Source organism: Halostagnicola larsenii XH-48 (genome assembly GCF_000517625.1).
Lineage (GTDB): Archaea > Halobacteriota > Halobacteria > Halobacteriales > Natrialbaceae > Halostagnicola > Halostagnicola larsenii.
Map to the genome: position 1 here is coordinate 1,265,548 of NZ_CP007055.1, position 14,680 is coordinate 1,280,227.

Here is a 14,680-nt window from a genome sequence, read left to right on the forward strand (position 1 = left end):
TAGAGCGATCGAGGACTGTCCGGTCTGTCGGTCGTATCGAAACGCTTACTCCCGACAGGCCGGTGGAATCCTATATGAGCGACGACGCCGTTACGCCCGAGGACGTTCGCCACGTCGCGTCGCTGGCCCGGGTGGATCTCGAGGACGACGAGATCGACCAGTTCACCGGCCAGTTCGCGGACATCCTCGAGTACTTCGAGACCCTAGACGAGGTTCCGTCGGTCGACCAGGACGCCGAACTCACGAACGTCATGGAACCGGACGAGGTTCGCGAGTCACTCGACAGCGAGTCGGCACTCGAGAACGCACCGGAAACCGAAGACGGCTACTTCAAAGGGCCGAACGTCTCCTGATCATGTCCGAGAATATCTTCATCACCGAGGAGACCCTCGAGGGCGACGAGGAGGGACCGCTCGCTGACAAAACCGTCGCCGTCAAGGACAACATTTCGACCGAGGGCGTCCGGACCACCTGCGGGTCGAAGATGTTAGCGGAGTACGTCCCGCCCTACGACGCGACGGTCGTCTCCCGGCTCAAAGACGCCGGCGCGACCATCGTCGGCAAGACGAACATGGACGAGTTCGGGATGGGAACGACGACCGAAACGTCCTTTTTCGGCTCCACGGACAACCCCGTCGCGCCCGGCCACGTTCCCGGCGGATCGTCGGGCGGATCCGCCGCGGCGGTCGCCGCCGGCGAAGCCGACCTCGCGCTCGGGTCCGATACCGGCGGCTCGATCCGCTGTCCGGCCGCTTTCTGCGGCGTCGTCGGCATCAAGCCGACCTACGGGCTGGTCTCGCGATACGGGCTGGTCGCCTACGGCAACAGCTTAGAGCAGATCGGCCCCTTCGGCTCGAGCGTCGAGGACGCCGCCTCGCTGCTCGACGTCATCGCCGGTCCGGACGACCGGGATGCGACGACTCGAGAATCACCGAATACCGACGGTGCTGCGGCCAGTTCCTACGCCGCAGCGGCCGACGGAGACGTCGACGGCCTGACCATCGGCGTTCCCACGGAACTACTCGAGGGCGCGGACGAGGGTGTCGTCGAAACGTTCTGGGACGCCATCGACGACCTCGAGGAAGAGGGTGCGACGTACGAGGAAGTCAGTCTGCCGTCGGTCGAGCACGCCGTCGAAGCCTACTACGTGATCGCGATGTCGGAAGCGTCCTCGAACCTCGCGCGGTTCGACGGCGTTCGGTACGGCCACGCCGCCGGCGAGAAAGGCGAGAACGACAACTGGAACGAGGCGTTCTCGAAAGCGCGAAAGGAAGGCTTCGGCGACGAGGTCAAACGACGAATCCTACTCGGAACGTACGCGCTTTCGGCGGGCTATCACGACAAGTACTACAAGAAGGCACAGGACGCCAGAGCGTGGGTCAAACAGGACTTCGACGAGGCGCTTTCGAACGCCGACGTGCTCGCCTCGCCGACGATGCCCGTGCCGCCGTTCGAACTCGGCGAGAGTCTCGAGGACCCGCTGACGATGTACCTCGCCGACGCCAACACGGTGCCGGTCAACCTCGCAAATCTGCCCGCGATTTCGGTACCTGCGGGCGAGACCGATGGACTTCCGGTCGGGATCCAGCTCGTGGGACCAGCCTTCGGCGAGCGCGAGATTATTCGCGCCGGCAGCGCGCTCGAGTAAGAAGCGTCCACAGCACGATCAAAGACCGAATTGCGGTTTCTGGTATCGATGACTTTCCTCGCGCCGACGGTACGATACTCGAACGATACCGCCTACTCGAGCAGATTCTCCTCGACCCGACAGCCACAGGGATACGCATTGTGGTGGGTCGGAACCAGTTGAACCACTGCGGTAACCGGCAGTCCACAGTTCGGGCACTCGGGCTGGGAAGACGGGGGCTCGTCGGTCACCCAGACCCCCTGCTTCGTCACGACGAGCGAGACGCCGCGCACCTCGAGGCGAACCTCGACCGCGTCACCGCCCGTGTCGAGCAGTCGTGCGAGCGCTTCGGGATCGAACTCCCTGCCGAGTTGGTAGGCGTCTCGAGGAACGCCCTGTTTCTCGAGGGTTCGGACGATGTCCACGACCAGACTGTCAGCCGTCGCCGTCATCGCTCGCGGTCACCCTCGAGTGCGCGTGCCGTTCTCGGCGGTGCGGTCGCTGGCGGTGTGTGAGCGGAGAGCGGCGGTAGTCGACTTCGATTCGTCTGTCGGACGGGATGTTTAAGCCCGCGGAGAAGATATCCAATCATGGCAACCAAGCCGCATCGGTTTGGAAGCCACGTCTCGGGTGTCTTGAGCACCCGGGGCATTTCAATACGAAACGCCCCCGTGTCGCGGAGTGTGTGGCTTCCATTCGACCCAATGCCCTGTAGTGTCATATAACTACTGTTTCAGGACAGGAATAATGTGTGCTCGAGATGAGTAGGGATATCTCCAAGAACGTGAACCACCAACAGGTATTTGCTCAATCAGTTTATGAATATAACATGAAAGAACGTCGTGGGTGGTCGTTCTTCTATGCCGTTTTGCTGGATCTCCTCGTGTTTTCTGCGGATCTCGCCATCAATGGAAACACGTTCCACAAAGCCTCGTGGTGGGTTGTGACACTCACGTTGGGCGGGTTACTCGTCTGGTCGCTTCTGACCGATGAGAGAACGAGTACGTGAGAGACACCTGTATGCGGCTGGCTCTATTGAAATCCGATTCTTCAGATGTATTCTAGCGTGAAACACACGCACACGACAGATGCGAACAGAGCAACACCGTAAGTACTCACAGCCCCGAATCCCCCGAAAGTTATTCCTTGACAGATACCTGTCACCATCGTATGAAAACAGTTCAGTCAAGCCAAACGGGGCGATTAATCTTCTTTGTATCGCTTGCTACAATGGCTTTCCTCAGTGCAATACGTCTCATTCAGTATGACGCAGTTCCGTGGGAATTGGTCGCAGTATTTGCTATCGGAACTGCTCTACTCGTTGGACCTGTTGCATGGACCGCCCGTAACCAACTTCCTGAGAAGCGCCGTGAGAATCTTGTTTATATCGCAGGTGCCATCGCACTACTCTGTGCCCCAGTCATACTTGGCCTTGGACTTATCTTTGATAACCTGACGCTTTTTATGGATGCTGGTGCACTTGGCAGTATCGTGGGTTTTGCAGTCGCATTACTTGTCGAGCGGCTAATCGTACCTAAGCGGCTTCATGGGTTCGCTCAATAGACATTCTGTACTTACCCGTCCCTCTCAAACTTTGGTAGCCGCTGATGATTTCAACAGAGCCATACGGCTCTACTGGTTTACCTAAATCGAGGCGCTAATGCCCCTTCCTCAGCGAGCGTCATCAGAACGCTTGCGTTCTGATTGGCAGTCAGAGGGTGAACATTGGAAAGACGTCGCAGTGTGAACTATTCGTCTCGAGAAAACGACGCGGCTACCAGGTATCGATAGTCGCCGGTTCTGGAGAAAAAGCTCTCTCAGTCCTGGTACGCGAGGTTCATGATCCACTGCGAGAAGGCGTCACTGTTGGGGTCGACCTCCTCTTCGCCGATGAACGGCGAGAGCATGTCGCCGGCCATCAGGAGTCGGAAGTCCAGATCTCGAGCGGTCGGCGTGACGTAGTAGGTGTTGTGTCCGTTGTACACCGTATCTTCGCGGTCGACGAGTTCCTTTTCGACGAGCGATTCGACGATCCGACTTCCCTTCCGCGAGGAGACGTCCAGTTCCTTCCAGAAGTCGCTCTGGTGGATCCCGCCCGTCTCACGGACGAGTTCGAGGCCCGCCCGTTCGTCCGCGGAGAGTTCGGCTTCGGCGGTCGAGACGCTCATCGATCCCACCTCACGAGCGTGCTCGCGGCTACAGACGGATGTGCGCGCATATCACATAGACGGAGGGCAAGGCGCTTAAATGTGGCCTTCGCGGTCGCCATCGATGCTACCGGTTTCGCGATTACCTTCGAGACCCGCGTCCACGGCCCCGTCCTCGAGGGTCACCTCCTCGTAGGGCGTTCGACACGGTGGGCCGTCCGCGAATCGGTAGCTCGACGACTCGCCGAGGGCAATGATCGAGGACGACCGCGTTCCGAACCCGTCACGGTGGATGCAGACGCCGTACTCGTGATCGCCCAGCACGTCGCCAGCGCGCTCGAGCCACTCGTCGACGGGTTCGTCGGATCCCACCGCGAGTTCCTCGCGAACCGCTCGGGCGTTGGCCGCCTGCGCTCGAGCCGGCTCCGGGCGAGTCGACGGAATGTCGACGACCTCGTTGACGGCGATGTTGACCACGACGTGGACGCCGGGATCGAACTCGTAGCGCTCGAGTCGGCCGTCCCACGTGTAACAGAAGGCCCGTTCCGCATCGGCGACGGTGAGGTTGAACCCGTCGTACTCGTGGGTGTCGGTCGTCGCTTCGATCAGCCGTGCCGCTTCGGTGGCCGATTCGGCCTCGAGAACGTCCCCGACGAGCAGTCCGCGAGACCGATCACCGGCCAGTTCCGCGTCGATCCAGCGGTTCGTAATACCGGCGAAGACGCCGTGCTCGTTGTACCCGATCCATGTCCCGCCGGCTTCGGTATCCCGCGGAGCGATCACCAACGGCTCCTCGTCGTAGACGCCGGGCGGCGACGACGGCCGCTCGAGGGCTTCGTCCCTGTTGGCCGCGACGGCGACGGGCGTATCGTCGAACGCCCGCCAGGCGAGAGTCAGCGTACACACGGTTGAACGTAGGGCCGTTTACCCCCTATATGTTCGCCTCGCTCGCGGTGCTGGCTTCGGTTTCACCACATCGGATAGGACGTTCCCAGTTACTCGAGGGACGCCGCGTCCGTGCCCTCCTCCCGGAGGAACTCACGAACGTCCTCTCGGTCCACGGTTCCCGATGCCGTTCGCGGGAGCGAATCGGTAACGCCGATCGTTTTCGGCTGCTTGAACCCTGCTAATCGGCCGCCACAGAACTCGAGCAGGTCGTCCGTTGACACCGCGGTCGGTTCGTTCGGAACGACGAGCACACCGACGCGCTCGCCCCATTCGGGGTCCGACAGGCCGACGACCGCGGTTTCCTCGACCTGCGGATGGGCCTGAAGAACGTCCGCGACCTCGCCGGGGTCGACGTTCTCACCTCCGGTCACGATGCGGTCGCTCCGTCGGTTCAGTACCCAGAGTCGGCCGTCCCGGTCGCGGTATCCGATATCGCCCGTATGGAGTCCGTCAGCTCCGAACGCGGCGTTGGTGTGTGTCTCCTCGAGATAGCCGGGCGTCACCGTCGGCCCGGAAACGACGATTTCACCGGGTTCGCCGGGTGCGTCGGGGTCACCAGCTTCGTCGACGATCGTTACGTCCGTCACGGCGAGGGGCTGTCCGACGGTTCCCTCGTGCGAGCGCGTCTGCTCCGGCGTCGCCGTCGAAATCTGGGACGCCGCCTCGGTCATTCCGTAGGTCGGATAGGCGGGAACGCCGGCGTCTCGCGCCCGCTCGAGCAATTCGTTCGATGCTGGCGCACCGCCGAGTAGGACGAACCGGAGCGAATCGGGCTCACTCCAGCCCGCCTCGAGCATGCGCGCGAGCATCGTCGGGACGAGCGAGATGCCGGTAATATCGTACCCGTCGACGACTCGAGCGGTTGCGTCGGGATCGAATTCGCGCTGGATAACGAGCGGTGTTCCGTAGAGCGCCGACCGAAGAACGGGCGCGAGCCCACCCATATGATACATCGGGAGACAGCAGAGCCAGCGGTCCGAGGGCAGCACGCCGAGCCGAAACGCCGACGCGGTCGCGCTCGCGACGAGGTTCCCCACCGTCAGTCGAACCCCCTTCGGCTCGCCGGAGGTTCCGGAGGTAAACAGGAGCAAAAACGGGTCGTCGCGCTCGAGCGAAACCGGGTCGGGAGCCGTCGCCTCGCCCTCGATCCCGCGAAAAAGCGGTCGAACTGGCTCAGGCGTCGAGTCGGTCGGGTCGTCGACGGAGAAAATCGGTCGATCCGTGCTCGAGACCGCCTGCGTTTCCGTCTCTCGTTCGCAGATCACCGCCTCGGGTGCCGTCCGCTCGAGCTTGGATGCCAGCTCCGATGGCGTTTCGCGAACGTTCAACGGAACGAGGACGCGGCCGGTTCGCATCGCGGCGAAGACGAGGCTCGCGAACGCGGGACGGGTCTCCATCAGCACGGCGACGCGGTCCGGCGACGCGCTGGCGTTGGATCTGGGAGTATCGCGGCGTTGTGTACCGAGTGCCGACTCGAGCGCGCTCGCGACGCGGTCGACGCGGCGATCGAACTCGCGGTAGCTCCAGCGCTCGTCGCTGTCGGCGTCAGCGTCAATTACGGCAGTTTTCTCGGGAGACGTTTCTCGGCGATGAGTCAGCAGATCCCTCGTCGGCCAGTCGGCGGGCGAACGCATTAGCCAGACCAGAGGCCCGAAACCCCAAGACCCTTCGCCTGCGGGACGACCGCCGACCCGTTCTCGAAGAGCACCGGATCGCGGGCCAGATCCTCGGCGAGCAACTCGCCCGTCGCGAGCCCGCAGGCCGGAAGGTCCGGAACCGACGCGGCGAGGTGAACGGCACCCGTCCGGGCGACGACGGCGTCGATCGTCGTCGTCACGATGGGCGTGATCTCGAGTTGCTGCACCCAGGCGGTGATCTGCTGTGCCACGTCGAGACCCCCGAGCGCCATCGGCTTCAGGACGATCGCGTCGGCCGCGCCGGCCTCGCAGATCGCGTCGACGCCGTGCTCGAGCAACCCCTCGTCGAGCGCGATATCGATGCCCCCACCGCGCAACGCCGCGTGTCCGGAGAGCGCGCCCGCGGGAAGCGGTTGCTCGAGAATCGAAACGCCGTGATCGGCGAATCCTTCGATCGCCGATTCGGCTTCTTCGATCGTCCACGAACCGTTCGCATCGGTTCGAAGTTCGACATCCGAACCGACCGCGTCTCGAGCGCGTCGAACGCGTTCGATGTCAGCTTCGACCGAACGAACGCCGACTTTGAGTTTACAGCAGTCGAACCCGCGGGAAACGGCCGCTTCGACCGCATCGGCGGTCTCCGCCGCCGTTCCGTCGCCGATCGTCGTGTTGACCGGGACTCGACCGACGAGCGCGTCGTCGCTGAGGTACTGGTACAGCGGCGTCGCCTCGCGAGCGGACCGGAGATCCGCGACAGCGAGCGTCAGGCCGTGGCGGGCCGCCACGCAGTCGTCGACGGTCTCGATCGCCTCGCTCAGCCCCTCCTCGGAGATCGTCGCTCTCGCCCGCTCGAGCCCGTGTTCACATGCCTCGAGCGACTCCGTCCATCCCGGCAGCGGGGTCGCTTCGCCGTAGCCGACCGCGTCGCCGTCGGTCAGTTTCACGAGGAAACCCTGTCGCTCGTCGATCCGCCCGTGAGCGGTCTCGAGCGTCGACTCGAGCGGGAGCGAAAAGCCCCGGAACGAGAGGGTCGGCGTCATCCGAGCACCAGCCCCGCCGCGAAGAGGATCGAGAAGATCGTGAGCAGTTTCCCCGTGTTCTCGAGCGCTGGGTTGAGCGCGTTCCCGTCGGTTCGGGTGAGCATCGTTCGCGTAATCATCGCGGCGTAGGGAATCGTCAACAGCGGCAGCAAGACCGCCGGTCCGAAATCCGCCGCGAGCCAGAACCAGATCGGAATCGCGAAGGCGACGGCCAGCAGCGCGACGAATTCGACGCGACTCCAGCCGTAGCCGAGCCGAACCGCGAGGGTGTACTTGCCCGTCTCGCGGTCGGTCTCTCGATCCCGGACGTTGTTCACCACGAGGATCGCCGTCGAAAGGCAGGCGACGGGCAAACTCGCGACGAACGCGGCCGTCGTAACCGTTTCATCGGGTATCGAGGTCGTCAACGGAGCTGCGAGATGCTTGGCCGCCTGCACGTAGAAGGTCCCCATCACGGCGACAACGCCGAAGAAGACGAAGACGAACAGTTCCCCGAGTCCGTGGTAGCCAAGCGGGTAGGGGCCGCCCGTGTACGCCCACCCGCAGAAGACGCTCACGAGACCGATTACGAGGATCGGAAGCCCGCCGACGTACACCAGATACGTCCCGACGAGAATCGCGAGCGCGAACGTGACGACCGTCGCGAGTTTGACCTGATCGGGCTCGATGAGCCCCGACTGAGTCACTCGAGTAAATCCCTCGCGATCGTCGGTATCCGCCCCCTTCTTGGCGTCGTAGTAATCGTTCGCGAAGTTCGTCCCCACCTGGATCAGCGCCGCCCCCACGAACGCCATCAGCGCCGGAAGTGGTTCGAACACGCCCGCCTCGAGCGCGAGGCCGACGCCCACGATCACCGGCGCCGCGGCCGCTGGCAACGTCTGGGGCCGTGCGGCCATCACCCAGGCTTTCGTCCGCGAAACCGCTGCCGTACTCATTACTCGAGTGTCCCACTTCAGGGAGTGTCAACGTTGGCATTGCGGTCGAACGTTCGAGCCGGTTCTCGAGCGGTTCTGACCGTTCTCGATCTCGCAATATTGCTCGCCCGTTCCCGAAAACCCTAGTACTGCCAGGGGAACTCAGAAAAGTCCGGCTCTCGCCCCTCGACGAACGCGTCGCGTCCCTCCCTGGCTTCGTCGGTCATGTAGCCGAGTCGGGTCGCTTCGCCGGCGAAGACCTGCTGGCCGACCAGCCCGTCGTCGGCCATATTGAAGCCGTACTTGAGCATCCGCATCGCCGTCGGGCTCTTTGCGTTGATGCGTTCGCCCCACTCGAGGGCCGTCTCCTCTAGCTCCTCGTGTGGAACGACTTCGTTGACCATCCCCATGTCTTCTGCCTCTTCGGCGGAGTAGGTCTTTCCGAGGAAGAAGACCTCGCGGGCCTTCTTCTGGCCGATCTGTTTCGCGAGGTAGGCCGAACCGAACCCGGCGTCGTAGCTCGCCACGTCGGGATCGGTCTGCAGGAACTTCGCGTGGTCCTCGCTGGCGAGCGTGAGATCGCAGACGACGTGTAGCGAGTGGCCGCCGCCGACCGCCCAGCCGGGGACCACGCAGACCACGACCTTCGGAACGTGCCGGATGAGTCGCTGCACCTCGAGAATGTGCAGGCGACCCTGCTCCGAGGCGCGCTCTTCGTCGCCCTCGTACTGGTAGCCGTCCTCGCCCCGGATCGTCTGATCCCCGCCCGAACAGAACGCCCAGCCGCCGTCCTCGGGGGAGGGTCCGTTCCCGGTCAACAGAATACAGCCGACGTCTGTCTGCCGTTTGGCGTGTTGAAGCGCGTCGTAGAGTTCGTCGACGGTTCCCGGTCGAAACGCGTTGCGGACCGCGGGGCGGTCGAACGCGATCCGGACGGTTCCCGAGTCGACCGCTCGATGGTAGGTGAGATCGCGAAAGTCGAATTCGTCGATCGATTCCCACCGCTCGGGGTCGAAGTGTTCTGAAACCATGTCCGAGAGTGGGGACCTTGCGGTGAAATAGGTTCGGCTCGCCCGATAGGAGGAAACTATCTCCCCATCCGATGGAGGAGAGTGAAAACCGTCACGCCGACGAGCACGGCGGCACCAGCGATCAGTCCACCGAGAACGGCCTGTATGGCTGTTGATTCCACAACGTGCGGAACCACAATATTTGCAGTTAGTCCGCCGATCCCAGCAGAAACGCCGCAAATCAGCGCCATAACCCACCTGCCCTGTTCGTCCCAGGTTCCAGTAATCGCCGTTCTAAGTGAGGTCATGTCACATAATGTTTCACCATATACATATATTTACACAGTACCGAGCGCGGCGTACACTAGTACTCGAGAGGAATCGTTCGTTCGCGATTGAACAAAATCTGTTACTGACGAAACGAGGGGAGCACACCGAAGATGAGGCCCGAGTACTCGCCAGGAACCGGTTATACCCTGGTTATCTGTACGCCCGTGCTGGCTACAGACTCTCTCGAACCCGCTCTGCGAGCGCTTCGCGCCGTCGGTGACTCGCCTCGGCGTCGAACTCGACGTGCAGTATCTGCGTGCCCTCGCTTCGGACCGACTCGCGGTATCGCCCCGCGAACGCCGCGGGGTCGACGGTCTCGAACTCGAGATCGTAGAACTCCCCGAGCGAGGTAAAGTCGAGACCGTGGGGCGTCTTGAACTGGTCGGTGAAGGGCGGATCGAACGCCTCGATCGGGAGCATGTGGAAGATGCCGCCGCCGTCGTTGTCGAGGACGACGATCGTCGCATCCACGTCGCAGCGCTCGATCGCGAGCAGTCCGTTCGAGTCGTGATAGAACGCGAGGTCACCGGTCACGAGCACCAGCGGGTCCTCGGTCGCGCTGCCCGCCCCGAGCGCCGTGCTGGTGATGCCGTCGATCCCGCTCGCGCCGCGGTTCGCGAGCACCGTCAGCGCCGCCGCCCGCGGCCGCCCGAATCGATCCGCGTCCCGGATCGGCATGCTGTTCGAGACGAAAATCGACGCCGGGTCCGGCGCGTCGGAAAAGACCGTCGAGAGGATCGAGCCCTCGAGCGGTTCAGGCTTCTCACTCTCCCCATCCACCGATCCTCCGTGGATTCGCCAGTGTGCCCGCTCTGCGGCCGCGAATCGTTCGGGCCACGTTTCGGCGGTCGTTTCTCGTCCGGAGTTATCCGCGAGTTCCTCGAGCACGCCCTCGAAGACCGCCGTCGGCTCCGCGCCGATCAAATCGGTCGCGGTGAACGTGGCTTCGCGCCATTCGGAGGCAGGGTCCACGACGAACTGCCGAGCTGAACTGTCAGCCAGGTACTGCCGCAGCGGCTTGGACGTGGGCGACGCGCCGACCCGGAGGACGATGTCCGGTGCCGGCAGTTCCGTCACGTACGTATCGTAGCCGCCGTAGACTGGCGGCAGGTCGGACGACTTCTCGAGATGCGACCCGAACCGAAGCCCCGAAAGCGGATCCGCGAGCACGGGGGCGTCGACCGCCCGCGCGAGTCGCGCGACCGTCTCCGGGTGGACACCGCGAGAATCGTCACTCGAGTAGCTCACTGGATCCGCCGGACCGGCGACGAGCAGCGGCCGCCGAGCCGTCTCGAGTTCCTGTGCGATCGTCCGACAGTCCTTGGGTGAAGGTGACATTCGCCCCTGGGTCGTCCGGACGTACGGCCCGTCTCGGCCGCTTCCGGCCGGCGTCTCCGTGAAGGACTCCGGAACTGCTCCCGAGACCTCGGTCGGCTCGAGGGGCTTTTGGAACGGACAGTTGAGGTGCACCGGCCCCGCCAGCGTTCCGTTCGCCTTCGCGAGCGCTCGAGACGCCGTCGTTCGAACCGAACGCGCGCGTCGCTGCTCGGCTCTCGGTTCGGGAAGTTCCGCGTACCACCGAACCGCGTCGCCGTAGAGTTTAACCTGATCGACGGTCTGGTTCGCCCCGCTATCGCGCAGTTCCGGCGGTCGATCCGCCGTCAGAACGAGCAGCGGTACTCTGGCTTGATTCGCCTCGATAACTGCCGGGTGGAAGTTCGCGGCCGCGGTTCCGGAGGTGCAGACGAGCGCTGTCGGTTCGCCGGTTCGTCGGCTCCGCCCGAGCGCGAAAAACGCCGCCGAGCGCTCGTCTAGGTGTGAGAAAACCTCGACATCGGGATGCGCGGCGAAGGCGACCGTAAGCGGCGTCGAACGGCTTCCGGGGGCGATACAGACGGCCTCGAGTCCGCCGTCGGCTAACTCCTCGACGAGAATGCGGGCCCAGAGCGTCGCCTCGTTCGGTGGGCCCGTCATTGGAGTTCGTCGAGGATCGGCCGGAACTTTAGCTGTACTTCCTCCCACTCGTCGGCCGGGTCGCTGTCCGCGACGATTCCGTTGCCCGCAAAGAGCGTCACCGAGCGATCGTCGGCGATCGCGGAACGAATTCCGACGGCGAACTCCCCGTCGCCGTTCCCGTCGAACCAACCGATCGGCGCGGCGTACCAGCCGCGGTCAAAGGACTCCGTCGATCGAATCGTCTCCCAGGCCGTCGACGGGGGCACTCCACCGACGGCCGGCGTCGGGTGAAGCGCCTCGACGATCTCGAGGACGTGACAGTCTCGCTCGAGCGTCGCCGTGATCGGCGTTCGGAGGTGCTGTATCGTCGCCAGCCGTCGAATCGTCCGTTCTGACGCCGTCACCGACTCGGCCAGCGGGTCGAGCTGTTCGCGAATCGCCTCGGCGACGAGGCCGTGCTCGCGGCCGACCTTCTCGCTGTCCCGCAGCGTCGCGGCGAATTCGTCGTCCGATTCGGGGTCGTCGCCCCGCGGAACCGAGCCGGCGAGCGCCTCCGTTTCGACCGTCCGTCCGCGTTTTGCGACGAGTCGTTCCGGCGGCGTGCCGAAAAAGGTCCCGCCCGTCTCGTGGGCGAACGAAAACCGGTAGCAGTTCGGGTACGTGCGCCGCAGTCGCTCGAGGGTTGCCGGAACGTCCACCGCTCCGTCGAGGGTCGCCGAAAGCGATTGCGCGAGGACGACCTTGGTGAGTTCACCCTGTTCGATGCGCTCGAGCGCGGTTTCGACCTGCTCGGTCCACTCCGCCGGCGTGGTCGAACGCGTCGTGGTATCCACGCCGGGACTATTTCCACTCGGGCGCATCGCGGGGAGTTCCTCGAGGCGCGCGTGGGCCTGCTCGAGGCGCTCGGTCACGTCGTCCTCGCTCGCAGCGGTCGCCGTGAGCCAGACGCCGTCGTCGCTTCGCGTGACCTGAACGGCGGGGATGACGAACGACGCTGCGTCGAATCCATCCCACGACCCGGCCGGCTCGTGGCCGTCATGAAAGGAGACGCCCCCAAATGCTCGCGGTCGAGCAATCTCCGGTCCGTCGTACTCGAGGCGATCGAACGCCCGTCCCGCGTCGGCTCGAAGGTCGTCGAATCTGTTCGGACCGCTCGCTCGAAACCGTTTTGCAACGCCGGTTCCTGCGACTTCGAGTCCGTCGGGAGCTGCCCACTGAAGGCGCGGCTCGCGTTCTGCGTCGACTATGGCCCCGAACGAGACCTCCTCGAGTTCACGGCTCGCGCTGTGATACTCGGGGGCGTCTCGCTCGAGCGTTCCTGTCACCTCCCATCCACCCGACGGTCGCTCCATCGATCAACCATCGGGACCGGCGCGCCTTCAGCCTAACTATATCGTTCCTCACGCCACGGATTCGCCGTTTCCGAGTATCCACGGCGCTCCCAGTAGCCGAGTTCGGGTTCGGTCAGGAACTCGATGCCGTCGACCCACTTCGCTCCCTTGTAGGCGTATCGATGCGGAGTGACGACCCGAAGCGGGCCGCCGTGGTCCCGGGGCAAGGGCTCGCCGTCGAGCTCCCAGGTGAATAAGACTTCTTCGCGCATGCACGCGTCGAGCGGCAAGTCGGTCGTATAGTCGTCCAGCGCGGAGAACATGACGTGGATCGCGTCGTCTGCGACGCCGGCGCGTTCGGCGAGCTCGAGAAACGGGACGCCGGTGAACTCCCGGTCGAACGTACTCCAGCCGGTCACGCAATGGAAATCCTGTCGCTGGGTTTCGGCGGGAAGCTCCTGAAACTCCGCCCACGAGAAGGACAGTTCGTCCTCGACGGCACCGGTAACGCGAAATTCCCACGTTTCCGGGTCGAATGGCGGCGTTCCGCTCTTCGAGAGGACCGGAAACTCGCTGGTTTCGCGCTGGCCCGGCGGGAGTCGGTCGTCCCCAAACTCTCGATAGCAGTCGGTGACGTCTTTCATGTGTGATCGTACGTATCCGGACGGGTAGCTCTACCGCTCGAGTTCGGCTTCCCACGCGAGTAGATCGTATCACTTGTGAGTATTCGGACGTTCCCCGACCGTCCACGGAATCACGGGGAGAAATGTGACATTCAACAGACGCCGTCGACCTCGAGAACGATTCGAAACAATTCTCCCGTCGGTCAATGTGGAGGTTCCAGTCGCAACCCTCGTCACGAATTAGTACGGTCTCATAGAGCGTGTTGTTGCATGGCTTCGAAACAAGAACTGGGATCGCAAGGCGTTTCCGGAGAACAAGCACAGGACGTCGGTAAACAGGCCCTCGGACCAGCGCTGCTGGCGTCGGTAGCGTCGGTCGGACTGTCGTGGTATTATTTCTTCGTTCGCGGCGACCGCGAGCGTGGACTTTTCGTCGGCCTTTGGCCCCCGACGATCCTCGCGTTCGCGAGTTACTTCAATCAGCGCCGCATGCACGAGCAACTCGAGATGATTACCCAGCCTGGGTCGACCATCAAGAACACCATCGATTCGATGATGGGCAACAAGTAGTCCAACGCGACGACCAATCACACCCAACACGGGCGATTTCTGGCGGGTTGTTGCCGTCTCGCGTTCCCAAGCGTGCACAATCCCCGTCAAATCTAAATACCCCCTTGCCGAAACGCGAGTCAGATGCCGAAAGTAGAGATCACCATCCCAGAACACCTCGAGATGCAAATCGCGCAAATGGTTGAACGCGGTGAGTTCGTCAACCGAGAGGAAGCGGTCGAAGACCTCCTCTCGACAGGAATCAAGGCCTACAAAACGAGCGGACCGATGGACGAAGACGAGACCGCAGGCGGCGGCCTCGAAGACGACGGAATGATGGGCCACGACGACGAGTACGTTTTCTGACTCGGATTCGAAATCGTCTTTCAGAGCGCCAGCAGTGGCACGCCGTACCCGACGGCCAGTCCAACCGCCAACACGAGCGCGCCGATTCCGGCGTTCCTGATCGGGAACTCGCTCATCGGTGCAGTCGTCCGTTCGGCCTCGAGATCGTGGCCGACATCGGCTCCCGAATCGTCGGCTGTGGATTCGTGGTCGTCTGCCATAT

At 63.4% G+C, this 14,680-nt stretch carries 18 protein-coding genes; 6 read left to right on the plus strand and 12 right to left on the minus strand.

All coding sequences use genetic code 11. From position 1 onward, the window contains the following. The first annotated feature begins 74 nt into the window (after positions 1-74). Both gatC and gatA read left to right on the plus strand, forming a co-directional pair. On the plus strand, positions 75-353 hold the full coding sequence (gene gatC / locus HALLA_RS06325; protein WP_049952592.1) for an Asp-tRNA(Asn)/Glu-tRNA(Gln) amidotransferase subunit GatC: 279 nt from the start codon (positions 75-77) through the stop codon (positions 351-353). 2 nt (positions 354-355) lie between these two features. Next, positions 356-1,648 (plus strand): Asp-tRNA(Asn)/Glu-tRNA(Gln) amidotransferase subunit GatA, encoded by a 1,293-nt coding sequence (gatA, locus tag HALLA_RS06330; RefSeq protein ID WP_049952593.1) that lies wholly within the window; start codon positions 356-358, stop codon positions 1,646-1,648. Between the two features lie 92 nt (positions 1,649-1,740). Here gatA and HALLA_RS06335 read toward each other — a convergent pair whose 3' ends face one another. Beyond that, entirely contained in the window at positions 1,741-2,079 is a 339-nt protein-coding gene (locus tag HALLA_RS06335; RefSeq protein WP_049952594.1) for a hypothetical protein, read from the minus strand. Between the two features lie 308 nt (positions 2,080-2,387). On the opposite strand from HALLA_RS06335, the gene HALLA_RS06340 reads away from it, so the two are divergent. Together HALLA_RS06340 and HALLA_RS06345 are read left to right on the plus strand one after the other, a co-directional pair. After that, on the plus strand, positions 2,388-2,636 hold the full coding sequence (locus tag HALLA_RS06340; protein ID WP_049952595.1) for a hypothetical protein: 249 nt from the start codon (positions 2,388-2,390) through the stop codon (positions 2,634-2,636). A gap of 161 nt (positions 2,637-2,797) precedes the next feature. Then, positions 2,798-3,190 carry a hypothetical protein gene (locus HALLA_RS06345; RefSeq protein ID WP_049952596.1) on the plus strand — a complete coding sequence of 131 codons (393 nt, stop codon included), beginning with the start codon at positions 2,798-2,800 and terminating at the stop codon, positions 3,188-3,190. Positions 3,191-3,444: 254 nt separating this feature from the next. Here HALLA_RS06345 and HALLA_RS06350 read toward each other — a convergent pair whose 3' ends face one another. The 10 genes from HALLA_RS06350 to HALLA_RS06390 all read right to left on the minus strand — a co-directional run bounded on the left by HALLA_RS06350 (position 3,445) and on the right by HALLA_RS06390 (position 13,584). Further along, on the minus strand, positions 3,445-3,795 hold the full coding sequence (locus HALLA_RS06350) for a helix-turn-helix transcriptional regulator (RefSeq protein WP_049952597.1): 351 nt from the start codon (positions 3,793-3,795) through the stop codon (positions 3,445-3,447). 75 nt (positions 3,796-3,870) lie between these two features. After that, positions 3,871-4,680, minus strand: a complete 810-nt coding sequence (locus HALLA_RS06355) for an NRDE family protein (protein ID WP_049952598.1) — start codon at positions 4,678-4,680, stop codon at positions 3,871-3,873. An 89-nt stretch (positions 4,681-4,769) separates the two neighbouring features. After that, the gene (locus HALLA_RS06360; protein ID WP_049952599.1) at positions 4,770-6,356 is read right to left on the minus strand and encodes a class I adenylate-forming enzyme family protein; all 1,587 of its coding nucleotides are present in this window, start codon (positions 6,354-6,356) and stop codon (positions 4,770-4,772) included. Next, positions 6,356-7,399, minus strand: coding sequence for a mandelate racemase/muconate lactonizing enzyme family protein (locus HALLA_RS06365; protein WP_049952600.1), 1,044 nt, complete (start codon positions 7,397-7,399; stop codon positions 6,356-6,358). Before HALLA_RS06365 ends, HALLA_RS06360 begins: the two co-directional genes overlap by 1 nt. Further along, positions 7,396-8,334 carry a 1,4-dihydroxy-2-naphthoate polyprenyltransferase gene (locus tag HALLA_RS06370; protein ID WP_049952601.1) on the minus strand — a complete coding sequence of 313 codons (939 nt, stop codon included), beginning with the start codon at positions 8,332-8,334 and terminating at the stop codon, positions 7,396-7,398. The genes HALLA_RS06365 and HALLA_RS06370 overlap by 4 nt, the downstream gene beginning before the upstream one ends. 122 nt (positions 8,335-8,456) lie before the next feature. Further along, positions 8,457-9,344: a 1,4-dihydroxy-2-naphthoyl-CoA synthase gene (locus HALLA_RS06375; protein ID WP_049952602.1), complete on the minus strand. Its 888-nt coding sequence runs from the start codon at positions 9,342-9,344 to the stop codon at positions 8,457-8,459. Positions 9,345-9,400: 56 nt separating this feature from the next. Beyond that, entirely contained in the window at positions 9,401-9,631 is a 231-nt protein-coding gene (locus tag HALLA_RS20500) for a hypothetical protein (protein ID WP_157231333.1), read from the minus strand. Between the two features lie 193 nt (positions 9,632-9,824). Next, positions 9,825-11,627 carry a 2-succinyl-5-enolpyruvyl-6-hydroxy-3-cyclohexene-1-carboxylic-acid synthase gene (menD, locus tag HALLA_RS06380; RefSeq protein ID WP_049952603.1) on the minus strand — a complete coding sequence of 601 codons (1,803 nt, stop codon included), beginning with the start codon at positions 11,625-11,627 and terminating at the stop codon, positions 9,825-9,827. Continuing rightward, entirely contained in the window at positions 11,624-12,961 is a 1,338-nt protein-coding gene (locus HALLA_RS06385) for an isochorismate synthase (RefSeq protein WP_049952604.1), read from the minus strand. The genes menD and HALLA_RS06385 overlap by 4 nt, the downstream gene beginning before the upstream one ends. Positions 12,962-12,993: 32 nt before the next feature. Beyond that, positions 12,994-13,584 carry a sulfite oxidase-like oxidoreductase gene (locus HALLA_RS06390; protein ID WP_049952605.1) on the minus strand — a complete coding sequence of 197 codons (591 nt, stop codon included), beginning with the start codon at positions 13,582-13,584 and terminating at the stop codon, positions 12,994-12,996. Positions 13,585-13,833: 249 nt separating this feature from the next. Here HALLA_RS06390 and HALLA_RS06395 point away from each other — a divergent pair, with 249 nt between their 5' ends. Together HALLA_RS06395 and HALLA_RS06400 are read left to right on the plus strand one after the other, a co-directional pair. After that, entirely contained in the window at positions 13,834-14,133 is a 300-nt protein-coding gene (locus tag HALLA_RS06395) for a hypothetical protein (RefSeq protein ID WP_049952606.1), read from the plus strand. Between the two features lie 123 nt (positions 14,134-14,256). Further along, positions 14,257-14,478: a ribbon-helix-helix domain-containing protein gene (locus HALLA_RS06400; protein ID WP_049952607.1), complete on the plus strand. Its 222-nt coding sequence runs from the start codon at positions 14,257-14,259 to the stop codon at positions 14,476-14,478. Between the two features lie 20 nt (positions 14,479-14,498). Here the strand turns inward: HALLA_RS06400 and HALLA_RS06405 are convergent, their stop codons facing one another. Then, complete coding sequence (locus HALLA_RS06405) at positions 14,499-14,678, minus strand: DUF7550 family protein (protein WP_049952608.1); 180 nt, start codon at positions 14,676-14,678, stop codon at positions 14,499-14,501. Positions 14,679-14,680: the final 2 nt, after the last annotated feature.

Bases quoted from the DNA above. Each gene is read 5' to 3' on its own strand.
- gatC (WP_049952592.1), top strand. From the start codon at position 75: ATGAGCGACGACGCCGTTACGCCCGAGGACGTTCGCCACGTCGCGTCG.
- gatA (WP_049952593.1), top strand. From the start codon at position 356: ATGTCCGAGAATATCTTCATCACCGAGGAGACCCTCGAGGGCGACGAG.
- HALLA_RS06335 (WP_049952594.1), bottom strand. From the start codon at position 2,079: ATGACGGCGACGGCTGACAGTCTGGTCGTGGACATCGTCCGAACCCTC.
- HALLA_RS06340 (WP_049952595.1), top strand. From the start codon at position 2,388: ATGAGTAGGGATATCTCCAAGAACGTGAACCACCAACAGGTATTTGCT.
- HALLA_RS06345 (WP_049952596.1), top strand. From the start codon at position 2,798: ATGAAAACAGTTCAGTCAAGCCAAACGGGGCGATTAATCTTCTTTGTA.
- HALLA_RS06350 (WP_049952597.1), bottom strand. From the start codon at position 3,795: ATGAGCGTCTCGACCGCCGAAGCCGAACTCTCCGCGGACGAACGGGCG.
- HALLA_RS06360 (WP_049952599.1), bottom strand. From the start codon at position 6,356: ATGCGTTCGCCCGCCGACTGGCCGACGAGGGATCTGCTGACTCATCGC.
- HALLA_RS06365 (WP_049952600.1), bottom strand. From the start codon at position 7,399: ATGACGCCGACCCTCTCGTTCCGGGGCTTTTCGCTCCCGCTCGAGTCG.
- HALLA_RS06370 (WP_049952601.1), bottom strand. From the start codon at position 8,334: ATGAGTACGGCAGCGGTTTCGCGGACGAAAGCCTGGGTGATGGCCGCA.
- HALLA_RS06375 (WP_049952602.1), bottom strand. From the start codon at position 9,344: ATGGTTTCAGAACACTTCGACCCCGAGCGGTGGGAATCGATCGACGAA.
- HALLA_RS20500 (WP_157231333.1), bottom strand. From the start codon at position 9,631: ATGACCTCACTTAGAACGGCGATTACTGGAACCTGGGACGAACAGGGC.
- menD (WP_049952603.1), bottom strand. From the start codon at position 11,627: ATGACGGGCCCACCGAACGAGGCGACGCTCTGGGCCCGCATTCTCGTC.
- HALLA_RS06385 (WP_049952604.1), bottom strand. From the start codon at position 12,961: ATGGAGCGACCGTCGGGTGGATGGGAGGTGACAGGAACGCTCGAGCGA.
- HALLA_RS06390 (WP_049952605.1), bottom strand. From the start codon at position 13,584: ATGAAAGACGTCACCGACTGCTATCGAGAGTTTGGGGACGACCGACTC.
- HALLA_RS06395 (WP_049952606.1), top strand. From the start codon at position 13,834: ATGGCTTCGAAACAAGAACTGGGATCGCAAGGCGTTTCCGGAGAACAA.
- HALLA_RS06400 (WP_049952607.1), top strand. From the start codon at position 14,257: ATGCCGAAAGTAGAGATCACCATCCCAGAACACCTCGAGATGCAAATC.
- HALLA_RS06405 (WP_049952608.1), bottom strand. From the start codon at position 14,678: ATGGCAGACGACCACGAATCCACAGCCGACGATTCGGGAGCCGATGTC.